Annotated in this window: 21 protein-coding genes; 12 read left to right on the forward strand and 9 right to left on the reverse strand. The window is 36.9% G+C overall.

The genetic code is table 11. The features are described from left to right. The 3 genes from ACQY77_RS01785 (at window position 1) to ACQY77_RS01795 (ending at window position 4,859) form a co-directional block, all read left to right on the forward strand. Entirely contained in the window at window positions 1-2,427 is a 2,427-nt protein-coding gene (locus ACQY77_RS01785; RefSeq protein WP_421939704.1) for a TonB-dependent receptor, read from the forward strand. Between the two features lie 267 nt (window positions 2,428-2,694). Next, window positions 2,695-3,768, forward strand: coding sequence for a 3-phosphoserine/phosphohydroxythreonine transaminase (serC, locus tag ACQY77_RS01790; protein ID WP_421939703.1), 1,074 nt, complete (start codon window positions 2,695-2,697; stop codon window positions 3,766-3,768). A gap of 140 nt (window positions 3,769-3,908) precedes the next feature. Further along, window positions 3,909-4,859 carry a D-2-hydroxyacid dehydrogenase gene (locus tag ACQY77_RS01795; RefSeq protein WP_421939702.1) on the forward strand — a complete coding sequence of 317 codons (951 nt, stop codon included), beginning with the start codon at window positions 3,909-3,911 and terminating at the stop codon, window positions 4,857-4,859. Window positions 4,860-5,035: 176 nt separating this feature from the next. Here ACQY77_RS01795 and ACQY77_RS01800 read toward each other — a convergent pair whose 3' ends face one another. Both ACQY77_RS01800 and ACQY77_RS01805 read right to left on the reverse strand, forming a co-directional pair. Next, entirely contained in the window at window positions 5,036-5,566 is a 531-nt protein-coding gene (locus ACQY77_RS01800) for a hypothetical protein (protein ID WP_421939701.1), read from the reverse strand. A 90-nt stretch (window positions 5,567-5,656) separates the two neighbouring features. Continuing rightward, entirely contained in the window at window positions 5,657-6,436 is a 780-nt protein-coding gene (locus ACQY77_RS01805) for an SAM hydrolase/SAM-dependent halogenase family protein (RefSeq protein ID WP_421939700.1), read from the reverse strand. Window positions 6,437-6,537: 101 nt separating this feature from the next. Here ACQY77_RS01805 and ACQY77_RS01810 point away from each other — a divergent pair, with 101 nt between their 5' ends. From ACQY77_RS01810 to ACQY77_RS01825, 4 genes are all read left to right on the forward strand, one after another. Continuing rightward, window positions 6,538-7,497: a PhoH family protein gene (locus tag ACQY77_RS01810; RefSeq protein ID WP_421939699.1), complete on the forward strand. Its 960-nt coding sequence runs from the start codon at window positions 6,538-6,540 to the stop codon at window positions 7,495-7,497. A gap of 110 nt (window positions 7,498-7,607) precedes the next feature. Continuing rightward, window positions 7,608-8,552 (forward strand): phosphoribosylaminoimidazolesuccinocarboxamide synthase, encoded by a 945-nt coding sequence (locus tag ACQY77_RS01815; protein WP_421939698.1) that lies wholly within the window; start codon window positions 7,608-7,610, stop codon window positions 8,550-8,552. A 45-nt stretch (window positions 8,553-8,597) separates the two neighbouring features. Then, window positions 8,598-8,975, forward strand: coding sequence for an STAS domain-containing protein (locus ACQY77_RS01820; protein ID WP_421939697.1), 378 nt, complete (start codon window positions 8,598-8,600; stop codon window positions 8,973-8,975). 70 nt (window positions 8,976-9,045) lie between these two features. Continuing rightward, complete coding sequence (locus tag ACQY77_RS01825) at window positions 9,046-9,951, forward strand: ribonuclease Z (RefSeq protein WP_421939696.1); 906 nt, start codon at window positions 9,046-9,048, stop codon at window positions 9,949-9,951. A 59-nt stretch (window positions 9,952-10,010) separates the two neighbouring features. Here ACQY77_RS01825 and ACQY77_RS01830 read toward each other — a convergent pair whose 3' ends face one another. From ACQY77_RS01830 to ACQY77_RS01845, 4 genes are all read right to left on the reverse strand, one after another. Continuing rightward, entirely contained in the window at window positions 10,011-10,613 is a 603-nt protein-coding gene (locus ACQY77_RS01830; protein WP_421939695.1) for a DUF5034 domain-containing protein, read from the reverse strand. Window positions 10,614-10,825: 212 nt separating this feature from the next. Further along, complete coding sequence (locus tag ACQY77_RS01835) at window positions 10,826-11,779, reverse strand: MlaD family protein (protein WP_421939694.1); 954 nt, start codon at window positions 11,777-11,779, stop codon at window positions 10,826-10,828. Between the two features lie 165 nt (window positions 11,780-11,944). Beyond that, entirely contained in the window at window positions 11,945-12,724 is a 780-nt protein-coding gene (locus ACQY77_RS01840) for an N-acetylmuramoyl-L-alanine amidase family protein (protein WP_421939693.1), read from the reverse strand. A 14-nt stretch (window positions 12,725-12,738) separates the two neighbouring features. Further along, window positions 12,739-13,647 carry an N-acetylmuramoyl-L-alanine amidase family protein gene (locus ACQY77_RS01845; RefSeq protein ID WP_421939692.1) on the reverse strand — a complete coding sequence of 303 codons (909 nt, stop codon included), beginning with the start codon at window positions 13,645-13,647 and terminating at the stop codon, window positions 12,739-12,741. A gap of 119 nt (window positions 13,648-13,766) precedes the next feature. Here ACQY77_RS01845 and ACQY77_RS01850 point away from each other — a divergent pair, with 119 nt between their 5' ends. The 5 genes from ACQY77_RS01850 to trxA all read left to right on the forward strand — a co-directional run bounded on the left by ACQY77_RS01850 (window position 13,767) and on the right by trxA (window position 20,027). Continuing rightward, window positions 13,767-16,334, forward strand: a complete 2,568-nt coding sequence (locus ACQY77_RS01850; protein WP_421939691.1) for a putative LPS assembly protein LptD — start codon at window positions 13,767-13,769, stop codon at window positions 16,332-16,334. An 8-nt stretch (window positions 16,335-16,342) separates the two neighbouring features. Next, complete coding sequence (locus ACQY77_RS01855; RefSeq protein ID WP_421939690.1) at window positions 16,343-17,584, forward strand: competence/damage-inducible protein A; 1,242 nt, start codon at window positions 16,343-16,345, stop codon at window positions 17,582-17,584. A gap of 59 nt (window positions 17,585-17,643) precedes the next feature. Beyond that, window positions 17,644-18,984: a dihydrolipoamide acetyltransferase family protein gene (locus tag ACQY77_RS01860; RefSeq protein WP_421939689.1), complete on the forward strand. Its 1,341-nt coding sequence runs from the start codon at window positions 17,644-17,646 to the stop codon at window positions 18,982-18,984. Between the two features lie 65 nt (window positions 18,985-19,049). Next, on the forward strand, window positions 19,050-19,664 hold the full coding sequence (locus tag ACQY77_RS01865; protein ID WP_421939688.1) for a hypothetical protein: 615 nt from the start codon (window positions 19,050-19,052) through the stop codon (window positions 19,662-19,664). 66 nt (window positions 19,665-19,730) lie between these two features. Further along, complete coding sequence (trxA, locus tag ACQY77_RS01870) at window positions 19,731-20,027, forward strand: thioredoxin (RefSeq protein WP_421939687.1); 297 nt, start codon at window positions 19,731-19,733, stop codon at window positions 20,025-20,027. Between the two features lie 2 nt (window positions 20,028-20,029). On the opposite strand, the gene pdeM is transcribed toward trxA, so the two are convergent. From pdeM to ACQY77_RS01885, 3 genes are read right to left on the reverse strand one after another with little or no spacing between them, the layout of a single operon-like run. Then, complete coding sequence (gene pdeM / locus ACQY77_RS01875; RefSeq protein WP_421939686.1) at window positions 20,030-20,668, reverse strand: ligase-associated DNA damage response endonuclease PdeM; 639 nt, start codon at window positions 20,666-20,668, stop codon at window positions 20,030-20,032. Window positions 20,669-20,671: 3 nt separating this feature from the next. Next, window positions 20,672-23,149, reverse strand: a complete 2,478-nt coding sequence (locus ACQY77_RS01880) for a ligase-associated DNA damage response DEXH box helicase (RefSeq protein WP_421939685.1) — start codon at window positions 23,147-23,149, stop codon at window positions 20,672-20,674. A 39-nt stretch (window positions 23,150-23,188) separates the two neighbouring features. After that, entirely contained in the window at window positions 23,189-24,781 is a 1,593-nt protein-coding gene (locus ACQY77_RS01885) for an ATP-dependent DNA ligase (RefSeq protein WP_421939684.1), read from the reverse strand. Window position 24,782: the final 1 nt, after the last annotated feature.

Below are 24,782 nucleotides of genomic sequence, written 5' to 3' on the forward strand. Positions count from 1 at the left end.
ATGCTTAAACTTAGGCTACTCTTCTTTCTTCTAATTGCCGGATGGGGTATAGCTCATGCACAACCTGTAGTTAGAATCTCCGGAATAGTCTATAACGAAGAAAAGCTACCGCTACCCAATGTTACCATAATTGTGATGGGGCAGGCGCAATCGACCTCCACAGATGAATTTGGCGTTTATACCATCTATTCTAAGCAAAAGAACTTCAATATTAAATATTCGTTACTGGGTTATCAACCTCAAATTCAAAAATTTACCGAACGTTCTGGAGCGAGAATTACTAAAATGATTCACCTGGTGGCAAATATCAACGAATTGGATCAGGTTAACATTACCAACAAACAAAATCAACTTAGCAATGCCTCAACAATCAATATAGCAGACCTTTCTGCCATTCCTTTGGTTTCGGGAAATTTTGAAACCATGCTCAAAACCCTTCCTGGAGTATCTACAAACAATGAGTTGAGTGCACAATACAGTGTTAGAGGCGGAAACTTTGACGAAAATCTCATTTATATTAACGATGTGGAGATTAACAGACCCGTTCTAATCCGCAACGGACAACAAGAAGGATTAAGTGCAATTAACGCTGACTTAATTTCCAAAGCCAAATTCTCAGCCGGAGGCTTTGAGGCCAAATATGGTGATAAACTGTCATCAGTTCTGGATATTAAGTATGACCGGCCTGACAGCAACCAGACTATTTTTAGCACCAGCCTGCTCAACACCTCGTTATCTACTAAAAGACTATTTAAAAAAGGCTTTTTATTGGCCGGGTTACGGTATAAAAATAACTCAAGTATCCTCATCAAACAGGATGAGGCAGGAAGTTACAGCCCTAATTTTGCCGATGCTCAATTTTTATATCAGCACGATTTTTCCGAAAAATTTAACATCAGCTTATTGGGGAATTTCAACCTCGGACAGTTCAAATTGATTCCTACCAATAGAGAAACGAAGTTTGGAACACTGAATACCACCCTCCGCCTTAATGTTGATTATAATGGACAAGAAATAGATGATTATCAAACCATTGGATCAGCAGTAACAGCTACATTTTTACCTAAGCCCAATTTGGTGATTAAGTTTATTAACAGCTACTTCAATACAATTGAAAGAGAGCGGTTTGATATTGATGGCAGCTATATTTTTCAGGAAGTGGATAATAGTTTTTCACCAGAGGAATTTGGTGTAGTTAACAAAAACAAGGGAATCGGAAGCTATTACAATTATGGCCGGAATAACCTCAATACAAAAATTTTTACATCCGAAATCAAAGTAGATCAGAACTTCAACAATCACGTTTTCTCCTGGGGATTAAAGTACGACCAGTACACCTACGATGATCGGTTAAATGAATATAACTATACGGATTCAGCTGGGTATATCTTGCCAAATAACAGCAAAAATATTGTTCTTCAAAACGTTATCAATGCCGAAAATACCTTAAATATCAGGAATTACGGTGCTTATATCCAGGACAGTTATTCGCTTTCAGGTAACGTTGAGTTGCAATTAGGTGCAAGATCTTCCTATAATTCATTGAGCAGGCAACTTTTGATAAGCCCGCGACTGCTAATTGCCTATCGCCCTAATTCTAACAATAAAATACTCAGGTTCACCGCCGGAGTTTATAAACAACCGCCATCTTACAGAACGATTAGAGACATCTCAGGAATTTTAAATATCAATCAAAAGGCGCAAAGTTCCTACAATGCATCCTTAGGTTACGACTATGCTTTTGATGCTTTTGGTACAAGGCTTAAGTTTACATCCGAAGCATACTTTAAATATTCTGATCGATTAATACCTTATAAAATAGATAACCTCAGAATAAAATACCTGGCCAATGAAGTATCCAAAGGTTTTGCTTACGGAGCAGATTTTAGCGTAGGAGGGGAGTTTGTTAAAGATTTGGTTTCCTATTTCAGGATGTCTTTAATGCATGCCAACGAGGATATCATCAACGATAGTTATACCCAAAATGGAGAAACATTCTATCCTGGTTATTTAAAACGTCCAACAGATCAAAGGGTAAATTTCTCTGTATTTTTTCAGGATAAATTATTAAACAGCCCTACCTACAAAGTGCATTTAAACGCATTATATGGTGCAAGATTACCTATTGGACCTGCACAAAGCCCCAGATATTCCGACAAATTTTATATACCTTCTTACAAACGTGTAGATATTGGTTTTTCAAAGGATTTTTTAGATGATGGGGCCTTACATAAACCTAAGTTTTTAGACAAAAATTTCAGCTCCGTAATCTTATTTTTTGAGATTTTCAATCTGTTGAATATTGACAATACAGTTTCCTATTTATGGCTTAAAGATGTTAACAATGTTCAGTATGCCATTCCAAATTATCTTACCGGACGACAATTTAATTTAAAATTGATTGTTAAATTTAAAAATGGCAAATAAGCTAATCCAGCGATTGAATAAACTATTTTCATTAAAAGAAGCTTGATTCCCCATCAAACAGGTAGTCATTTTGACGTTCATTTTCATTGCAAAAAAGGCAATAATATAAATTTACTTATACTACCCTAAGAATGATTGCAAAAACTGCAACAAAATCGTGCAATTTTGCCTTTTTTTTAACAAAATTTAATTTTTTATAATACGATTTTATAGGCATAACTCCTTTAAAAATTTTACATTTACGCCCATAAAACATTATATAATAACATGAAGCATAATTTCGGCGCAGGCCCTTGTATTTTACCTCAAGAAGTGTTTAAACAAGCCGCACAGGCTGTTTTAGATTTTAACGATGGATTATCAATTCTAGAAATTTCACACAGAACATCCGAGTTTGAAGCGGTTGTTGCTGAAGCTGAAAAGTTGGTTAAAGAATTATTAAACGTTCCATCGGGTTATTCGGTTTTATTCTTACAAGGTGGTGCAAGTTTACAGTTTGCAATGGTTCCAATGAATCTTTTGGGTGATGGCCAAACGGCTAGTTATTTAGATTCAGGTGTGTGGGCTACAAAGGCACTTAAGGAAGCTAAATTTATCGGCAATGTTAACGTAGTGGCTTCATCAAAAGAAGCAAACTATACTTATATTCCTAAAGATTTCGAAATCCCTGCAGATAGCGCTTATTTCCACTACACTTCAAACAACACCATTTATGGTACAGAATTATTTGAAGTTCCGGCTACTGATGTTCCTGTGGTGTGTGATATGTCTTCAGATATTATGAGCCGTGTAATTGATGTTTCTAAATTCGATTTGATTTATGCTGGTGCTCAAAAGAATGTAGGACCTGCTGGTTTAACTATTGCTATTGTTAAAAACGAAGTGTTGGGAAAAATTGATCGCAAAATCCCTTCAATGTTAAACTACCAGGCTCATATTGATAATGGTTCAATGTATAATACTCCTCCTGTATTTTCTATCTATGTGGCTTTATTAAATCTACGTTGGTTGAAATCTAAAGGTGGTGTAGCTCAGATTGAGTCAGAAAACAAAGCAAAAGCTGAAGCATTATACAGAGAAATTGATAGAAACCCGCTTTTCAAAGGAACCTGCAAAATAGAAGACCGCTCAAGAATGAACGTGTGCTTCGTAATGGAGAACCCTGAATTAGAAAAACCCTTCTTAAAATTTGCTGAAGATAATGGTATTGTAGGAATCAAAGGACACAGAAGTGTTGGCGGTTTCAGAGCATCTCTTTACAATGCATTACCAATTACAAGTGTACATGCTCTGGTAGATGCAATGCAATTATTTGAAGAAAAACAAGCAAAAGCAAACTAATATATAAATGCCATTACTGGTTAAAAATGCTTGAGTTTTAAATATTGAATGAGTGATTTATGCTGTTGCCAACATTTATTAATTCACTCATTCGATAATTTATCCAATCATAATTTTAGCTGGACATTCAAAATACAACAATGATTAAGATTTTAGCAAACGATGGAATTGATCCAATCGGTAAAGAATTATTAGAGAAGGCAGGTTTTACTGTTGATACAGAAACCGTTCCTCAGGATCAATTAGCTGAGGCTTTGAAGAACTACGATGCGATAACTGTACGTAGTGCCACTAAAGTTAGAAAAGAGCTTATTGACGCTGTACCTAACATTAAATTAATTGGCAGGGGTGGTGTTGGTATGGATAATATCGATGTAGAATATGCTCGTAGCCAAGGTATTTCTGTAGTAAATACACCTGCAGCATCGTCATTATCTGTTGCCGAATTGGTATTTTCTCATTTATTCACAGGAATAAGATTCTTGCAGGATGCAAATCGTAAAATGCCGGTTGAAGGTTCAACACAATTTAACAACCTTAAAAAAGCTTATGCTAAAGGAACTGAGTTAAGCGGTAAAACCATTGGTATTATTGGTTTTGGACGTATCGGTCGCGCTACTGCTAAAGTTGCTTTAGGATTGGGAATGAATGTTTTAGCATATGATTTATATCCATTGGAAACTGAAATCACTTTAGAATTCCAGGGCGGCAAATCGGTAAGCATTCCAATTAAAACCATTGCTTTAGATGAAGTAATTGCCGGAAGTGACTTCATCAGTTTACACACACCATTTGCAGACAAACCGATCTTAGGTGAGGAAGAGTTTGCTAAGATGAAGAAAGGTGTTGGAATTGTAAACTGTTCGCGTGGAGGAACAATTGACGAGCCTGCACTTATAGCGGCCTTAGATGCTGGAAAAGTAGCATTTGCTGGTTTAGATGTTTTCGATAACGAACCAACTCCATTGGCAGAAATTTTAACCCACCCTAAAATTTCTTTAACACCACATATCGGAGCCTCAACAAACGAAGCCCAAGAACGTATTGGTACTGAATTGGCTACATTAATTATCGAGCACTTTAAGAAGTAACCTAAATAAGACTATGGGCCTCTCGAAATGAATGTTTGAGAGGCCTTTTTTATTCTAAAGCCTGCTTCAATACCCAATAGCGATAACCTAAAATTGCCTTCTGAAGGTTTGTTAGCTTATTAGGATCTTTTTTATACAAACTTGGTAAAATTGCATTGTTAATTTTAACCAGAATCTTAAACATTGCTCTTTTCATACTTTTTGTATTGCTCTATTTTTTTTAATAGAAAATAAAACCCTCCTGCCATTATTAATAGCAGGAAAACAATTACGTAGGTAGATATATTTCTCGATTTAGCCCTGCTTTCTGCAGCTGCTTTTAATTGTTCATTTTGATCCTGAAGTTTCTTAATGGTTTGCATGTAACGCTCCATGCGTTGCTGAGATTGGTCAGCAACAGCAACTTTTTGCTGATTTTGCAAATCCTTATATTCCATCAGCACCTTTAATTCTTTAAAAATGTTATTATCGGTAATAACCACCTGACGAAGAATTTCGTTTGAGTTTTTGATATCCCGCTTAGTCTGCCAGCCGAAAATACCTGTTCTTTGATTTAAACTTTCATCGTATTGACCAAATCTTGTACTTCTTTCTGCAAGTAAAGCATTTATTTTGGCACGTTGTGCAGCATAGGCTGCTGTATCTTGTTGACTAAAGGCCGGAAATGATAATGTAAGAACAAAGAATAGATAAATAAATTTTCTCATGGCATATAAACGCAAATAGAATGTCTTTGTTTGAAACTGCGATTGATAAGATCTCCAAGATTTTACGAATGAGTTTTTCAGCCCTGGCCTTTAAGGATGGAACTCTACTCTAACAATATCTCCCAAATGTAAACCTAAAAGACCGCTGGCTTTTCCTTTATTGATGGCAATCTCCAGGTGATTACTGATCCCAAACAAACAAAGCTTTTCACCCTCCTGAACCTCGTTATAATGCCAGCTCAACTGCGTAATGGTTTCACTTTTTCTAAAATATAGCGTGAAATCTCTGTTCTTCTGAATTTTAGTAAACAAATCTTTGGTGATGTTGGTGATAACATTGCTGAAAGTATCGATGTATACCACGCTACCTCTAATTACATCGCGCTCAATTACAGGGTGTAATAGCATTTTATGCTCAATCTCTGCCACAGGCAAACCAATATCTTTTAGCTTACCACCTTTGGCTAAATGGGTTGCTGCTTTCACAAAAATATCAACCAATGGAAAATGGAGATATTTAAGATCCTGCATAATATTAAGCTCAACAACATCTTCAGGGGTATCTTCAAACAGCAATGAAAAAATACCATTATCTGCACCAACGAAATAATGATCTCTATGCTTTACAGCAATATACTTTGTGTTTTCACTGTATACCGAATCGATCCCAATTAAATGCACTGTATTTTTAGGAAAGTATGGATATGCATTTTTTAAAACGAAGGCTGCATAAGAAATATTGAAGGCAGGAACTTCATGAGTGATATCAATTAAATTAACATTAGGCATCAGGCTTAAGAGGCTACCTTTTAAGGCAGACTGATAAAAATCTTTTGAACCTAAATCTGTTGTTAAAGTAATTATACCCATTAAATATTCATTAATTATGCTTATTCTTGTGTAGAGGCTAAGCGCCTACAAATATTCAAATTAAAATTAATATTAGCCCGAAAACTTAAAAAATATACAGCTTGAACGAATTAAAATTAACTCTGGACACCGTGAACCCAGCACAATTTTGGGGTCCGAACAATGAAAATTACGAAATGATTAAGGGTGCTTTCGCCAAGCTAAAAATTGTAGCGAGAGGGAGCGAGGTAAAGGTACTCGGTGATGAACAGGAACTTAAGTCTTTCGAGGATAAATTTAATCAGCTGGTTAATCAATTGGAAACCTATAGTTCATTAACCAATAATGATGTTGAATCAATTTTAGGAGCAAAAGCCGAGGGGCTTGTGAAAAAAGAGCTTGCAGATCCAAAATCAGGTGGCGGTGAGGTAATCGTTTTCGGAACAAATGGACTTTTGGTAAAGGCAAGAACAGCAAACCAACGTAAAATGGTAAGCAGTATTGCTAAAAATGACATTCTTTTCGCTATCGGTCCGGCAGGTACCGGAAAAACATATACTGCCGTAGCACTCGCAGTTAGGGCACTAAAGAATAAAGAAATCAAGAGGATTATCCTTACAAGACCAGCAGTTGAAGCAGGAGAGAACCTGGGTTTCCTTCCGGGAGATTTAAAAGAGAAAATTGATCCTTATTTAAGACCACTATATGACGCACTGGATGATATGATTCCAGCAGAAAAATTAAAGTTCTACATTGAAAACCGTACGATTGAAATTGCACCATTGGCATTTATGAGGGGGCGTACCCTTGATAATTGTTTTGTAATTTTAGATGAGGCACAAAATGCTACCGATATGCAATTGAAGATGTTTTTAACGCGTATGGGGCCAACTGCTAAGTTTATTGTTACGGGTGACGTAACACAGGTTGATTTACCTAAAAAGCAAATGTCGGGCTTGTTTAACGGATTAAGAATTCTGGAAGACATTAAAGGAATCGATATTATTTACTTAAGTGGGGAAGATGTAGTTCGCCATAAACTCGTAAAAGATATTTTAAAAGCATACGGAGATATCCAGTAAATTAGTTAAGCAAATAAAAGTCTGAGGTTTGATTCTATTTTATGGTTTCAAAACCTCAGACTTTGAATTTTATCAGCTTTTTTATTTTAAAATTGTATTTTTACTGCCTCATGAAAGCACTAAAAGAAACCCATTTTAATTTTCCAAACCAAAGTAATTTTTACAAGGGGAAGGTACGTGATGTATATACCATTGCAGACCAGTATATGGTAATGATTGTATCTGATCGCATATCAGCGTTTGATGTTGTTTTACCAGAAGCTATACCCTATAAAGGTCAGGTTTTAAACCAGATTGCCGCTAAATTTTTGTCTGCAACACAGGATATTGTTCCCAATTGGGTATTAAATGTTGCTGATCCAATGGTAACCATAGGTCGGATCTGTGAGCCTTTTAAAGTAGAAATGGTAATCAGAGGGTATCTTGCCGGACATGCATGGAGAGAATACAGCGCGGGCAAACGTTCTGTTTGTGGTGTTGTCTTACCTGATGGCTTAAAAGAAAATGATAAGCTTCCACAGCCAATTATTACACCTACAACAAAGGCTTCAGTTGGTCATGACGAAGATATTTCGAAAGAAGACATCCTATCAAAGGGAATAGTTTCTTTGAGTGATTACGAAAAGCTGGAGCAATATACTTATGCATTGTACCAGAGGGGAACTGAAATTGCTGCAAAGAGCGGATTAATTTTAGTAGATACCAAGTATGAATTTGGTTCAGCAGATGGTGTAATCTATTTAATTGATGAAATTCATACGCCTGATTCTTCCCGTTATTTTTATGCTGAAGGATATCAGGAACGTCAGGATAATAATGAGCCGCAAAAACAACTTTCTAAAGAGTTTGTAAGAAAGTGGTTAATTGAAAATGGTTTCCAGGGAAAAGACGGACAAACTGTACCTGAAATGACTCCAGAAATTGTTAACTCAATATCTGACAGATACATAGAGCTTTATGAGCAAATTGTAGGAGAGAAATTCGTGAAGGCAGATGCAGATGCGATCGCCAGCCGTATAGAAAGCAATGTTTTAAAGGCTATGGAAACACTTTAATTCGAAAGAAATTTTATACATTAGTAAACTAAAAGACAGAGAGAGATGAAATTTTCAGTAGATAAACATGATAAATATGTAACCCTTAAATTAAAGGAGCCACAGTTTACCAACGATAATGCCCCAGGGGTAAAATCTGAATTGTATTTATTGAACGCAGAAGGATTTAAAAACATCATTGTTGATTTAAGTCATGTTAAAGCATGTACAGACGCACAAGATTTGAGCTGCTTACTGGTAGGAGATAGATTATGTAAAGCCGCAGGTGGTTTATTTATCGTTACCGGCATTAATGATGAAATTGCAGATATTATAGAACTTTCAAACATATTTCAATCTGTAACGTTTGTAAATACATTAGAAGAAGCTACTGATTTCATCTTTATGGATGAATTGGAAAAAGAATTTAGAGGCGAAAAATAACTCACGTTTAAATAACTTAAATTTAAGCCTCGTAGTTTATGTACCTACGAGGCTTTTTATATACTACTAAATGAGATTTGAAGTTACAATTTTAGGAAGCAGCTCGGCAACACCTGTTTTTAATAGAAACCCTACGGCACAACTTTTAAATTGTAATGAGAAATATTACCTGATCGACTGTGGAGAAGGCACCCAACAACAGCTCATTAAATATAATCTGAAAGCAGCTCGCATCGATTACATCTTCATCAGTCATCTACATGGCGATCATTATTTCGGTTTAATTGGTTTATTATCCAGCTTACATTTAAACGGCAGGATTAAACCTATTCAGATATTCGGACCGGAAGCACTACTTGAAATTTTAGAAATCCAGTTTAAGTACTCAGATACCGTATTGAGATATCCAATTGAGTTTTTCGCCATCGACCCTACAAAACCCGCTAAAATTTTTGAAAATACTGAGCTAACGGTACAAACTATTATTCTCAATCACCGAATCCCTACAACAGGTTTCATTTTTCAGCAGAAGCAACGCCAGCGAAAATTAATTAAAGAAAAGGCTGATTTAATCCCCATGGCTTATTATACAGCCCTGAAAAAAGGCATAAATGTAGAAACTCCAAGTGGAGAGATTCTATTAAGTGAAGACTATACCATTCCTGCTGAACCGCCAAGATGCTATGCTTACTGTTCTGATACATTATATGATGAACGATACTTTGAAAGTATCAAAGATTGCGACACACTGTATCATGAAGCCACATTTATGCACGAATTATTGGATAGGGCTAAAGAAACACATCATACCACAGCATTACAAGCTGCTCAAGTCGCCAAAATCAATAATGTAAAGAAATTACTTATCGGCCACTTTTCATCTCGCTACAAGACATTACAGATGCTTTTAGACGAAGCACAATCCGTTTTCGAAAACACAGAACTGGCATTGGAGGGAAAAACTTTCCAGCTTTAATTATGATAAACTTTTCGTGAATACGGTATATACCTGTTATTAATTTCTACCTCAAATTATTAGGCTAATTCAACTTCAGTAGTTTCTGCCAATAAACTTCTACCATCCGACAAGGAAAATACAATCCGAAATTTATGCTTTTTATTACTTCCTGGAGCATTCTGTAAAAAGATATATGTAAAGATGGAAGGATCGTTGCTATAGTTTAAGTCTTTTAAGGTTTTAATATATTCAGTTACTGAGATCATTCCACTAAAGTGATTAACCTTAAAATACAAACTTAGATCTGTGCCTTTGGGATGGCTGGAATCAAAATCATTATTTGAAAATATTTGGATGGCCGAGATACTTTCTTTGGATATAAAATAATTTCCTTCACAACTACAAGCATAAGCAGCTTGCATCAAACTCCATTTTACACGTCTGTTTTGAGCTGTTAGCTGTTCATTTAGCACCTGTATATGAATACCGTAATTAGCAGCCGCAATTGTGCCGGCGCTTGAAAGCATTGGGGAAGGTAACGACCTATCCATATTTTTTAGAGCAAGGCCATTATTGGTAAAATAAATGTTCTGGGGTTTCGGACAATTACAATCAATGCAGGCAACCATCAGTTGCGACATCATGGCAATGCCAAGTAAGAAAATTATCTTTTTTATCATAAAGTGTTAATTGAGCATTTCAAACCTACGTAAAAAGTTAGGCAATTGGATGTAAAGGCTAAAATAAGCTATAAACTGTCTCCAATCTGCTGTGATAAAGAGCTTAAAGAGAGGAAATTATTTTATAAGAAAAAGGGACTATTCATAATTTTGAACAGTCCCTTTCTCCTTAAATTATAAAATACCCCATCTCAGTACAGATGGTTTTTATGTTATTTGTCTTTCTTGTTTCCCCCGCCAAATACAGAGAAATGCACATAACGCTTAGGGTTTGCTTTCAAATCGATCATCAAAGCATCTAAATTTTTCGAAGCGCTATTCAGATTATCATACATTTTGGTATCATTCAACAATAATCCTAAGCTTCCTTTACCATCTTTAATACCCGATATTACCGTTTGTAGATCTGCAATAGCCGTATTTGCATTATCGATTGTTTGCTTAAAGTTTGCAGCTGCGAATTTATCGGTAACGGTATTGATGTTGGTTAATATTGCACTTATTTTTTGATTGTTATTGTTTAAGTTGGCCGTAATTCCTTCTACATTTTTAAAAATGGCAGCTATTCTTTCGCTTTCTGATCCCACTAAGTTATCAACCTTTTTAGATGTTGTTTCCAGGGAAGCCAGCGTTCCTGCAATGCTGTTAAAGCTTTTATCTACATTTTTTTGGAAATTAGGATTCAGAATCGAGTTTACACTGCTCAGGATTGAATCCATTTTACCAATAATTAATTCGGCTTTCTTCTGAACCGGCTGAACCTGTTCCATCAATCCTTTCTCAACATTGGCATTTAAGGTAAAACCATCTTCAGCCATTTCTTGTGAATTACCCAATTCCATCACAATCGCTTTGCTTCCCAAAAGGTCAGTTCCTTCTAAGCGAGCAATACTATTTTTAGGAATCTCATATTTACTGTTAATGCTTAAAGTAGCCAAAATTGTGCCTCCTGGTTCTAATTGCAGCTTGGCTACACGTCCAATTTGATATCCGTTAATCAATACAGGTTTGGATACTGTTAACCCATCTACCCGGGTATACCTTGCCAACAAGCTGGTCTCGTCAGAAAATATGGAGTTTCCCTTTAAAAAGTTATATCCAATAATCAATAAAGCAATGGCAAATGCAGCTAAAATACCTACTTTGGTTTCGTTCTTAATCTTCATGAGTGTTCTTTTTTATGGCCGCAAGTTGCAATTTGAATTTTAACCTGCCGGAGCGCTATTTTTTTCAGGCGATTTACATATAAATGTTTTCACCGTTGATTTTGTTTGGTTTTTATGTTTTTTATAAATCAGTAAGTTAAAATCAAGCATCATTTATAATGCCAATTATTTAACTTCTATGTTTTTTTTGTATGTTTTAATTGCAGCCAGGATAGAATTAGCAATCTCATTCTGACCATTCTCAGAATTAATGTAGCGTTCTTCTTCCTTATTAGAAATAAAACCAACCTCTGTTAAAACGGCTGGCATCCCACATCTTTGCAAAACCAACACACCTTGTTCCTTAACTCCACGACTTAATCTTTCATCTCTGCTGATATAACTCGTTTGGATAAGTTTGGCAAATTTAATGCTTTTATCTCTAAAGGTGTTTTTTAATAATGATAAAAGAATAAAAGTGCTTGGATTGTTAGGGTCGTAACCATCATATTTACTTTTATAATCCTTTTCAAGCTTAATATCCGCATTTTCTCTAATCGCCGCATCTTGTTCTTTTAATCTATGTGACCCGGCAACTAAAGTTTCTACACCCTTTATATGTTTATTACCAGGAGGCATAGAGTTGCAATGAATGGAAATGAAAAGATCGGCATTAGCCTCATTGGCAATTTCAGCTCTTCTATATAAATCTACATCTACATCTTTGGTACGCGTATAAATAATTTTTATACCTGGCATTTCTTCTTTCAGTTTTGCGCCAAGTTTTAAACTTACTTTAAGTGCGATATCTTTTTCTTTAGAGATACTGCCGGAAGCACCTGGTTTTCTGCCACCGTGACCCGGATCAATTACGATAGTTTTTATCCGATATCCTTGAGCCATGCCAAGCCCTGGAGAGAGAAATAAAAAAGAATAGAATAAAATTAAAAGAAGTTTAAGCTTCATTAATATGGGGATGTTTAAAATGATGTTTCTACAAGACGTTTATAATTTTTAACCGCTTTAATTATACCTGTAACAATTTCGTTCTGTCCTTCGGGAGAGTTCATATAATCCTCTTCTTCAGGGTTACTTACAAATCCAATTTCCGTTAAAACTGCAGGCATTGCTGCTCTTGCCAACACTGCTAAGCTTTTTTCCTGAACACCACGGTTGATTCTTCCTGCATTCACATACTCCTGCTGAAGGAATGATGCGAATTTTAAGCTTCTATCCCGGTTAGTTTGTTTCATTAAGGAAAGCATGATATCGTTTTCTGGTGTATTGGCAATAAATCCTTCGTAATTCTTTTGATAGTTTTCCTCTAAAAACATCGAAGCATTTTCCCTTTTTATAACCTCATCTTGTTCCCCTAATCTACCGGTACCCGAAACGAATGTTTCTGTGCCTCTGGTAGAAGTACTTTTTGATGTTATGGTTCTGTAAACCGGCACTTTTTTTCCTCTAACTTTTTTATAATAATCCACAACCCTCGAAACACGAACAGGCATATCATTTAAATGGATAGATATGAACAAATCTGCCTTCGCATTGTTTGCAATATTGATGCGTTCATAAAGCGGAATAAATACGTCTGTTTCTCTCGTATAAATAATTTTAATATCAGGCAAACTGTCTTTAAGCGCTTTCCCTAAGTTTAGTGCCGTTTTGAGCGCAACCTCCTTTTCCTTTGAATAGAGGCCATGAGTTGCTCCGTCTTTCCCCCCGTGTCCTGCATCAATTACAATTGTTTTAATTTTGTATTCTTGTGCAAGCACTTGATTATCAACAGAATTGAAGAGAGCGAAACAAATAAAAAATGTTAAAATGGTTTTAAGATACATCAATGGTATATTTTTCACTAATTTTGAACGTTTCTGATTAAACATCTTTGCAAAAATAACATTCAAACACGAATTTGAAACTTCTTAAGAGCTCTATTTTACTAATTTCTGTCATTTTATTAACACTTGTTGTTAGTAAAGCTAACGCATTTTCCGGTTTTTCATTGCAACAGATCATCCAGCAAGACACTTCTAAAAAGGATACAACCAAGAAAGAAGGTAAGAACAACAGCAGTTTAGATCAAAAAGTCGAATACAAAGCTGACGACTCTGTAAAAATGAGTGCAGATAAAAATATCGTTTATTTGTATGGAAATGCACGTGTTATTTATGGCGATTTTGAGCTCGATGCAAGCTACATTAAATATGATAAGAAAAAGAACACCATTTTTGCCAGTGGGCTGAAAGACCCCAAAACCGGAAGATACAACGGACGGCCTATTTTCAAATCAGGCGCAGAAGGTACTGCGATAGCAGATTCGATATATTACAACTCAGAAACAACCCGGGCTAAGGTTTATGGCGTTTTCTCTGAACAGGAGGGAGGCTTCTTCTCTGGAGGGCAAAGCAAAAAGCAGATTGATGACGAACTTCACATCAAAAATGTAATGTATAGCACCTGTAACTTGCCTCATCCACATTTTGGATTGATGATTTCTAAAGGGGTAGTAACCGAGAAACAGATCATAACAGGACCTGTGTATATGATTATTGAAGATGTACCTACATTTTTGGGCCTTCCGTTTGCGTTTTTCCCCAAACCCAATAAGCGAACTTCCGGTGTGATCCTACCTACACCCGGAGAAGATGCAACCAGGGGATTTTTCCTTCAAAATGGCGGATATTATTTAGGACTCAGTGATTATTGGGATGCCAAATTAATGGGGTCTATTTATACAAATGGTTCATATGAAGCTAGCGTTTTAAGCAATTACACAAAACGATATAAGTATAACGGTAACATTAACTTAAGGTATGCAAGCTTTAAGGATGGCTTAGAAGGAACGGATGCTTTTGCAAACCCAACCAAAAGTTTTAATATTACATGGAGCCATTCTCAGAATGCAAATGCCAAACCAGGAACCACATTTAGCGCAAGTGTTAACCTGGTTTCTACAGGAAGAAACAGCTATTACCGGAGTACTGCAGCGGGAACTACTTACGATCAAAATACCATAGCCACGAATACCACATCCAGTAGTGTGAGTTATTCAAGGACATATGATAGCGGCATAAACTACTCTTTAACAACTTCTTCTAACCAATCATTAGGTACAAGAGATATAAGTTTAAGATTGCCTGAGTTAACATTCAACGTGCCAACTTTTAATCCCTTTGACTCAAAAAACAGGGTTGGAGAGCAAAAATGGTATCAGAAGATAACAGTAGGTTACGGAATGAATGGTTCAAACAGTATTGAAACAAAAGATAGTTTGCTATTCGATAATAACGGGCTTAAGAGATTAAGGACTGGTTTCACGCATACCATTCCGGTTAACATGTCTTTCACTGCGCTGAAATATTTAAACTTCAGTTTAGGTGGTACATACAATGATTATTGGAATTTTCAAACCGTTAACAAAAGATACACTCAATTCGATGATGGAACTTATTCGGCAAGAACCGACACTATTGCTGGTTTTAAGCGTGCTGGTAGTTATAACTTGTCAACGAGTCTTTCAACTAAAATATACGGCAAGAAGGAATTCAAAAATTTAGGTAAGATCAAAGCAATGAGACACGTAATGACACCAACCATGTCATTTACCTATTCTCCTGATTTTACCCTGCCTGGAAAAGGCCCCTATAAAGATGCGCTTAACCAAAATGGTGAAACTTTTTTTGATCCGGCCAGTACTTTGCGTGTGCCTGTAAGGTATTCCATTTTCGAAGGTATGGCCGCACCAGGTTCATTTTCTACTAAACAAGCTGCGATTGGTTTCGGTTTAGATAATACCGTAGAATTGAAAGTGAAATCAGACAAGGATACTACCGGAACAGGTGAGAGAAAAATCCCGATTATTCAGGGTTTGAGCTTTAGCGGATCTTATAACTTTGTAGCACCTTCATACAAGCTATCAACCATTAGTTTTAGCGGCCGTTCGCAATTTACAGACAAATTGGGGATCAATTATAATGGTAGCTTTGATCCTTATTTATTAAGAGATTCGGCTGGTGTAATATCCAGAATAGACAAATATTTCTTCCAGGGCGGTAAGATTTTACCACGTTTAACTAATTTTGGCTTTTCGTTCGATTATAGCTTGAATCCTGAAGCGCTTAAACGTAAAAATGAGGCGAACGACAAGATTAATGACGCAGCCGGCAAAAATGGTTTAAGTGAAATGCAATCGGCACAATTAGCGGCAATCAGTCGCGATCCTAATGCTTTTGTTGATTTTAATATTCCCTGGAACTTTTCATTCTCTTATAGTTTCCAGTATTCGAATAATTTAGGGGTTAGCAATATATCTAATACCCTAAATTTTAATGGAGATTTGAATCTTACACCTAAATGGAAAGTAACGTTCAACTCGGGTTACGACTTTCAAAATAATGGTTTAACCCCAATGAATATCGCCATATATCGCGACCTCCATTGCTGGGATATGAGTGTAAACTGGGTTCCCTACGGTGCGTACAAAAGTTATTCCCTTACCATCAAGGTTAAAGCATCAATATTACAAGATTTAAAGCTGAGCAAGAGACAAGGATTCTACACTACTTATTAAAAGGACACATGTTAGCTGAAATTATTACCATTGGAGATGAAATTTTAATCGGTCAGATTGTAGATACCAACTCCGCCTGGATGGCCAAACAACTTAATTTAATTGGCATTACGGTAAAACAAATCAGTTCTGTTTCAGATGATCAGCAACATATTTTGGATGCCTTATCGCAAGCAGAGAAAAGAGCTGATATCATTTTAATTACCGGAGGTTTAGGCCCAACTAAAGATGATATAACGAAGGTAACCCTTGCAAAATATTTTGGTATGGGTTTTCGACTAGATGAAGGTACGTTGGAAATCGTAGCCCAAATTTTCCAGAAATTTAAGCGACCACTGTTAGACATCAACATCAAACAGGCCGAAGTTCCGGATGGTTGTGAGGTGATCCTCAACAAAAATGGTACTGCCCCCTGCATGTGGTTTAATAAGGAAAATAAAATATTCGTATCAATGCCTGGAGTTCCGTTTGAGATGATGTACCTTATGGACGAGCAAATCTTACCCAGGATTAAAACACAATTTAAATTACCTGCTATTGTTCATAAAACCATACTTACCGCTGGTATAGGAGAATCATTTCTAGCTAAAGAAATTGAGGACATTGAGAACAGTCTTCCGGAAAACATTAAACTGGCATATTTACCCAAATTAGGGCAAGTAAGATTGCGTCTTTCGGCAAGGGGTGATCATGAGGCTACACTGCAGCTGGATGTGGCGCAATTTTCCAAACAAATTATTGAAAGAATTCAAAAATTTGTGGTTATAGATGATGATATACCACTGGAAAAGGCCATTCTTAATTTAATGAAGGAGAAAGGTTTAACGTTATCTACAGCAGAAAGTTGCACAGGAGGGTATATAGCCCATCTCATTACGCAACACCCGGGTAGCTCGGCAGTGTATTGGGGTGGCGCAGTTAGCTATGCCAACGAGCTTAAACAATCTGTTTTAGGTGTTAAGGAAGAAACACTGGCTACCTTTGGTGCTGTTAGCGAGCAAACCGTAATAGAAATGGTTGAAGGAGCTTTACAACACTTCAAAACAGACTATGCAATTTCTGTTAGTGGAATTGCTGGTCCTGACGGTGGAACGGAAGGCAAACCCGTTGGTACTGTTTGGATTGCTATAGCGAATAATAAAAAAACTGTCGCTAAAGTGTTTAATTTCAGCAATAAACGAATACAAAACATCGAAAGAGCTGCTGTTTCGGCATTAACAATGTTATTAAATCTACTTAAAGAAGACTAGCTTCAAGAATAAAAACCGTATTTTTGGCGCAATACCAATATAAAATACTGGAATTTAATATGGCTCAATACGAATTATTGTTACCAAAAATGGGTGAAAGTGTTGCAGAAGCAACAGTTATAAAATGGGTTAAGCAAATTGGTGATTCCATAGAAATGGATGACACCATTTTAGAAATCGCAACCGATAAGGTTGATTCTGAAGTACCATCTCCCGTAGCAGGTAAGTTAATAAAGCAGCTATTTAAAGAAGATGAGGTTGCTCAGGTTGGCGATATTATCGCTATTATTGAAACTGCAGGCGAAGCAGAGCCTAAAGTAGAAGAAATTAAAACTGATACTCCTGTTGTGCCGGAAAAAGTCGAAGCCATCCCAGGATTGGATCAGTTAACTCCAAATAAACCAACTCCTCAACCTGATTTTACCAATTCAGATCGCTTTTATTCGCCTTTAGTTAAAAGCATTGCCGCCCAAGAGCAGATTTCTCTCGCAGAACTGGATTCAATCAAAGGGTCGGGAGCTGACGGACGTTTAAATAAAGACGACCTACTAAACTATATCACCAATAAAAATGGTGGTCAAAAAACAGTTGCGGAACAAAGTAGTACAGTTCCTGTAATTGAAACTCCAATAGTAAACACGCCTGCATCCGTTCCTTCGCCAAACAAACCTGCAACGACAAGTGTGAGTGGTGGAGATGAAATTATAGAGATGGATAGGATGAGAAAACTAATTGCCGATCACATGGTAATGAGTAAGAGTACCTCTCCACATGTAACTTCATTTGTTGAAGCAGATGTAACCAATTTGGTTTTATGGCGCAATAAGGTTAAAAATAGCTTTGAAAAACGTGAAAATGAAAAAATCACTTTTACCCCGATGTTTATTGAAGCTGTTGCCAAAGCCATTAAAGATTTCCCAATGGTTAATGTTTCAGTAAACGGTACTCAAATAATCAAAAAACGCGATATTAATATTGGTATGGCAGCAGCTTTACCAAGTGGTAACCTGATTGTTCCGGTTATAAGGAATGCGGATCAGTTAAATCTGGTAGGCTTAACTAAAGCAGTGAATGATTTAGCTACAAGATCAAGAAATTCTAAGTTAAAACCAGATGAAACACAGGGAGGAACTTTCACTTTAACTAATGTAGGCTCTTTCGGCAATGTAATGGGAACACCTATTATCAATCAACCCCAAGTAGCTATTTTAGCAGTAGGCGCAATAAAAAAGAAGCCAGCAGTGTTGGAAACCGAACACGGGGATGTTATTGCCATTAGACATATGATGTTTCTTTCATTGTCTTACGATCATCGCGTGGTTGACGGCTCACTGGGTGGAATGTTTGTGCGAAGAGTTGCAGATTATTTGGAAAACTGGGATCTAAACAGAGAAATTTAATTTAGCTTTACACAGCAGCTAAGATACATTTGTATCCGGCGCATAAGTTAATTAATCGACAAAAGATGTTAGATTCAGTTTTAAAGTCTATAGTTTCAGATAAGGTATTGCACGCCAAGTGGTTAAATACACTTTCTTACATGGAAAATGCAGGTGCAAAGAAAATTTCTGCGTCTGAGCACAAGGAGAATGTAAACCTTATTGTGCTTAAACATGCGGCAGAAGAACACCGTCATGCTTATTACCTCAAAAAACAAATCGCAAAGGTTGATGAGGCACTTTGTAAAACCTATACCAATGCCGAGTTACTTTCTCCAAATTATACGAAATATTACCTTCATGCACTGGATATTGCAGTTTGCAGATACCTTAAAACCGAGTTTAATCTTTCTGGCTATGAATTAAAGTTTGCAGCCTACTTGTTTGTAACCTACGCTATTGAAGTGCGTGCAGATGAGCTTTATCCGGTTTACCAAACGATATTAGATGAAACCAGGAGTAAGGTTAATGTTAAATCTATTATTTTGGAAGAAGAGGGGCATTTAGAAGAGATGATCAATCAACTTGCAGAATTTGATTCTAACTGGGAAGATCACGCCGCAAAGATAGTTCAGATTGAGCAAAAGCTTTTTGATAATTGGGTGGAGGCACTTCAGGAAGAATTATCAATTGCGGTGTAATGGATTGTGCTGATACCTTCAGAAAACTAAATAATACGATCTTTTGTTTATATTGAAAAGAGCATTATGGCTAAGTTTTCAGATTTAATTAATGGCACTAAACCTGTTCTGGTAGATTTTTTTGCCGAGTGGTGCGGGCCTTGTAAAATGATGGCTCCCATTTTAGAGCAGGTTAAACAGCAGATAGGCGATAAGGCCTCCATCATTAAGATTGATATTGACAAAAACCCTCAGGCAGCAAGTTCACTGAATATTCAGGGTGTTCCAACTTTAATGCTATTTAAAGAAGGTAAACAGCTTTGGCGCCAGAGTGGTGTACTTCAGGCTTCACAATTGAAACAAATTATCGAAGCACATCTATAAAATTATACTTCTACAACATTTTTAGGTGTTACAGCAAAGATTCTTTCATCTGCCTTTGGATAAACATTATATAAGCCTGTAAATAAACTAAAGGCAGGTAAAATCGCATGTTTTTTCCCAAAATAGAAACAAGGAAATTTTAACCGTTGTTTTGCTTTACCCACAATAGAAACTCCAGGATGCACGTGACCACTGATGGGATAGAGCTCTTCTTTAGTATTTTGGGGTGCATCATGAATAAAGCAAAAAGGTCCAAGGCAAAAGCTGGGTTCATGTATTTCAATGTGCATGGCTTCATAATCGGCTACAGTAAGTTTATCATGATTACCTTTCACCAAAAGAAACTTAATGTGATGATATTGCATCCTCCACCTTTCAAAAATCTCTATATCGGTATTCAGTCCATGATGAAACATATCGCCATTAATCAATAAAGCCTTTGGATCATACTTCTCTATCAATAAACTTAAGCGCTGTAAATCGCTAAGGCCTATTGTTGCAGGCACCTGAAGCCCCGCCTGCCTGAAATGTGCCGACTTACCCAAATGTAAATCACTTATTGCTAAAAGTTGATGTTTTGGCAGATACAAAGCCCGCTCTTTATCTAAAATTAATTCTTCACCCTGACTGGTAATCGTCATATTCTACTTTATTTTTTCAGATTCGGCTTTCATTCTGGCAATTCTTTGTTCCAATTCTTCAGAACTCATATTTTCTCTTAAACTATCTACCTTAATCGGGAATGAAAGCGGGGTAAAGCTCTTCGGTTCTGTAATAACAATTGCTCCATTTTGAATTCGCTCTAAGGCAGCTGCAAGTCTTGGTTCTTCCAATTGCTGATAAAACACTTCATCATAAGCCTGACGCAAAAGTAAATTATGTTTATCATAATCACTAAAAACATTAAAAAACAAACCAGCAGATGACTGGAGGTGTTTATTGGCAACATACTTACCAGGATAACCCTGAAATACGAGACCAGAAATACAGGCTATATCCCTGAATTTTCGTCTGGCCATTTCTGTTGCATTGATACTCGATTTAATATCTTCAGTTAAATTTTTCGGGGAAAAAACTTCATATGCAATAGATTCGTCCATCGGAATTTCTGTTTCACTTAGCAGTTCAAAGCCATAATCATTCATGGCAATAGAAAAACTAATGGGAAGTAATTTGCTCAAACGGTAAGCCACTAATGCAGCCAAAACTTCATGCACCAGTCTCCCTTCAAATGGATATGCAAATAGATGAAATCCTTCTTTATTATTGATCAGTTCTACCAGAAGTTCATCATTTCTAGGTACATGCGATCGTTGTTCCTGAAGTAAGAAAAGGGGATATATTGCATCCAGTTCCTCATCCTGGTGAGTTTGATCAAGAGCTTCATTATATTTTCTCCGAAGAACTGCACCCAGATTTGAGGATAATGGCAATCTCCCGCCATTCCAGCTCGGAGAAATGGCATTCTTTTGTTTGCTATTTCTCACCACCACGGTCATGTCTTTAACCTGTATAAACTCTAAAACCCTCCCGGCTAACCTAAAATGATCTCCTGCTTTAAGTCTGCTTACGAAGTACTCCTCAATCATTCCGATATATCCACCAGAGATAAATTTCACTTTAAGCATCGCGTCGCTCACAATCGTACCTATATGAAGCCTGTGCCGCATAGCTAATTGTCTGCTTTTAACTTTCCAAAGTCCATCTTCATCTTTAACAACTTTTTTGAACTCATTGTAAGCACTTAAGCTATCGCCACCAGAAGTAATAAATTGCATTACCCAACTCCATTCTTCAGGAAGGATCAGTTTAAAGGCATAGGTATTTTTTATTTCTTCATAAATGATTTTATCATCAAAACCATCACCAATAGCCAATGTTACCAGATATTGGATTAAAGTGTCAAAAACCATGATAAAGGGCTCTCTGCTTTCAATGTTATTATTTCTGGCCGCCTCTTTTATGGCTGCAGCTTCCACAAGTTCCAGGGCATGAGTAGGAAGAAAATAGATTTTAGAAATTTCGTGCGGGGAATGGCCTGAACGACCAGCCCGTTGTAAAAAACGGGCAACACCTTTTGGAGAACCAACCTGCACTACCGTATCTACAGGTTTAAAATCAACCCCTAAATCCAAGGAGGATGTAGCAATGACCGCTTTGAGTTGCCCGGTGTGCAGGGCATCTTCAATCCAGTTTCTTAACTCAAAATCAACAGAGCCATGATGAATGGCAATTTGACCAGCCAGATCAGGCTCAATATTGAGTAAGTGTTGATACCAGATTTCTGATTGCCCTCTGGTATTAATAAATATTAAAGTGGTTTTGCTTTTTTTAATAATGGGTAAAAGTTTATAAGCCAGCTTTAATCCAAGATGGCCTGCCCAGGGTAATGTTTCGTCCTCATCGGGCAAAATTGATTTAATCCTTATTTTCTTTTCCAGATCAGCTTTGACAATAATGCGCTTAACGCGTTCATCTGGAACAAGTACTTCCAAAGCTTCTTCGATATTCCCTATGGTAGCAGATATGCCCCAAACACGCAATGATTCGTTTTTCGCTGCTGCCTGGATACCTTTAATACGTGAAACTGCCAATTCTACCAGTACACCTCTTTTACTACCCAATAGTTCATGCCACTCATCAGCTACAATGCATTTAAGTTTTTTAAATATAGTGGTTGCACCCTTTTGCGCAAGAAGAAGATGCAGACTTTCAGGAGTTATCAAAAGGATTTCGGGCATTGATTTTTTTTGTTGAAGTTTCTCTGCCTGAGAAGTATCTCCATTGCGCACACCTACATGCCAATCCAGCCCAATTTCAAGCAAAGTTTCCCTCATTGCCCGGGCAATATCTTTGGCTAAGGATCGGAGTGGAGTAATCCAGATTAACTGAAGTCTGTCTTTATTTTTTGCGTTTTTTTCTAACGATTCATTTAATCCCTCAATAACAACAGCTAAAAATAAAGAGAATGTTTTTCCAAAACCTGTAGGTGCATTCACCAAACCACTATAGCCCGCAATATAATGTTGCCAGGCATCTTCTTGAAATTGGAAAGGTTTTCGACCATTGGCTTTTAGCCATTGCTTAATTTTTTTATACCCCGGAGTTTTACTTTGGTCCATTGATTTTAAAACAAATAAAGATCAGGATTTGTGTTGAGTTTAGTCGAGTGTAGATTGCAATAATTGCCTTAAATCATCCAATGTATTAATCTCATTTGCTTTTTTATCAGTCCTCCAGCGTAGAATGCGGGGAAAACGCAATGCTAGACCAGCTTTGTGGCGTTTACTTTCGGCAATACCTTCAAAGGCAATTTCAAAAACCAGTTCGGGTTTAACGGTACGTACGGGTCCGAATTTTTCAATTGCATTTTTGTTTACGAAAGAATTTACTGCTTTAATTTCTTTATCCGTCAGGCCAGAATAGGCCTTTGCTATGGTCACGAGGTTTTCTCCATCGCGAACTGCAAAGGTATAGTCAGTAAAGAAATTTGCCCTTCTGCCACTCCCTTTTTGCGCATAAATCATCACTGCATCAACGGTATAAGGATTAATTTTCCATTTCCACCAATCTCCTCGTTTTCGGCCGCTGTGATAATGCGAATTTAATTTTTTAAGCATAATCCCTTCACTGTTTATTGATCTGGAATCCTGCCTTAGTTCTGCAAGTTTATCCCAGGAAGAGCAATCGATAACAGGCGATAAAATAACAGCGGATTCTTTCAATCCATTAATAAGCTGTACCAGCTTTTTGCGTCTTTCTTCCAGTGGTAATTCTCTGATATCCTGGGCATCAAATTCCAATAAATCATAGGTAAAAAAACCAATCGGAGCCTCGTCCAGTTGCTTTTTGTTAATCACCTTTCTATTTAAACGCTGTTGTAAAGTACTGAAGGATAAAACCTGTTTATCTTTTACTGCTAATATTTCTCCATCCAGAACGGTACCATCCGGAAGCTCATCAATTAAAAAATGTAATTCTGGAAACTGGTCAGTCACCAGTTCTTCACCTCTCGACCAAATAAAGAGTTCGCCATTGCGTTTCACAATCTGCCCTCGTATACCATCCCATTTCCATTCGGCCTGCCAATCTTTAATATCTCCCAATTGCTCAGGCTCATTCTCCAGCGCATAAGCTAAGCAAAAAGGATAAGGCCAGGAATTATCTGTATTTACATGAATGCCATTAATAAGCTCCGTAAAAGTAATCTCGTAGGGATTCCATTTACCCATTATGCTGTGCATAATTTGGGTACTTTCCAAATTACTTTGTTTAGCCAGGGCATTTACCAGCATTTTATTAGAAACACCTATTCTAAAATTACCCGAAATCAACTTATTAAAGATAAAACGCTCCTGAGTTTCCAGGCTATTCCAGGCATTGAGCATAAATACTTTCTTATCATCGTCTGTTTTCCCTTCTAATTGGTGTAAATCCTGAATCCATTGATGCAATTGAAGATCGATTCGAAATGCTGCAGGAGGAAGGAGCAAAGCAATTGTTTCACTTAAATCTCCTACATTATGATAGCTTTCTGTAAATAGCCACTCGGGGGTTTGGGTGATTTCGATCGCCCAATATTTAAGTAGTGCCGATTTAATTGGCCGTTTAGGTTTTTTTCCTGTAAATAAAGCAATTACCCAAACTTTGTCCTTATCATCGGCAGTATTGAAGTACTGAACCAGTGCCGCTATTTTATCATTGGTTTTATTGCTAAGTTCCAGTTGCTGGATAAGTTGGGCAAAGCGCTTCATA

Source organism: Pedobacter sp., assembly GCF_965279535.1.
Taxonomy (GTDB): Bacteria; Bacteroidota; Bacteroidia; order Sphingobacteriales; family Sphingobacteriaceae; genus Pedobacter.

Coding starts and splice junctions, on each gene's coding strand:
- ACQY77_RS01785 (WP_421939704.1), top strand. CDS start 1: ATGCTTAAACTTAGGCTACTCTTCTTTCTTCTAATTGCCGGATGGGGT.
- serC (WP_421939703.1), top strand. CDS start 2,695: ATGAAGCATAATTTCGGCGCAGGCCCTTGTATTTTACCTCAAGAAGTG.
- ACQY77_RS01795 (WP_421939702.1), top strand. CDS start 3,909: ATGATTAAGATTTTAGCAAACGATGGAATTGATCCAATCGGTAAAGAA.
- ACQY77_RS01800 (WP_421939701.1), bottom strand. CDS start 5,566: ATGAGAAAATTTATTTATCTATTCTTTGTTCTTACATTATCATTTCCG.
- ACQY77_RS01805 (WP_421939700.1), bottom strand. CDS start 6,436: ATGGGTATAATTACTTTAACAACAGATTTAGGTTCAAAAGATTTTTAT.
- ACQY77_RS01815 (WP_421939698.1), top strand. CDS start 7,608: ATGAAAGCACTAAAAGAAACCCATTTTAATTTTCCAAACCAAAGTAAT.
- ACQY77_RS01820 (WP_421939697.1), top strand. CDS start 8,598: ATGAAATTTTCAGTAGATAAACATGATAAATATGTAACCCTTAAATTA.
- ACQY77_RS01825 (WP_421939696.1), top strand. CDS start 9,046: ATGAGATTTGAAGTTACAATTTTAGGAAGCAGCTCGGCAACACCTGTT.
- ACQY77_RS01830 (WP_421939695.1), bottom strand. CDS start 10,613: ATGATAAAAAAGATAATTTTCTTACTTGGCATTGCCATGATGTCGCAA.
- ACQY77_RS01835 (WP_421939694.1), bottom strand. CDS start 11,779: ATGAAGATTAAGAACGAAACCAAAGTAGGTATTTTAGCTGCATTTGCC.
- ACQY77_RS01840 (WP_421939693.1), bottom strand. CDS start 12,724: ATGAAGCTTAAACTTCTTTTAATTTTATTCTATTCTTTTTTATTTCTC.
- ACQY77_RS01845 (WP_421939692.1), bottom strand. CDS start 13,647: ATGTTTAATCAGAAACGTTCAAAATTAGTGAAAAATATACCATTGATG.
- ACQY77_RS01855 (WP_421939690.1), top strand. CDS start 16,343: ATGTTAGCTGAAATTATTACCATTGGAGATGAAATTTTAATCGGTCAG.
- ACQY77_RS01860 (WP_421939689.1), top strand. CDS start 17,644: ATGGCTCAATACGAATTATTGTTACCAAAAATGGGTGAAAGTGTTGCA.
- ACQY77_RS01865 (WP_421939688.1), top strand. CDS start 19,050: ATGTTAGATTCAGTTTTAAAGTCTATAGTTTCAGATAAGGTATTGCAC.
- trxA (WP_421939687.1), top strand. CDS start 19,731: ATGGCTAAGTTTTCAGATTTAATTAATGGCACTAAACCTGTTCTGGTA.
- pdeM (WP_421939686.1), bottom strand. CDS start 20,668: ATGACGATTACCAGTCAGGGTGAAGAATTAATTTTAGATAAAGAGCGG.
- ACQY77_RS01880 (WP_421939685.1), bottom strand. CDS start 23,149: ATGGACCAAAGTAAAACTCCGGGGTATAAAAAAATTAAGCAATGGCTA.
- ACQY77_RS01885 (WP_421939684.1), bottom strand. CDS start 24,781: ATGAAGCGCTTTGCCCAACTTATCCAGCAACTGGAACTTAGCAATAAA.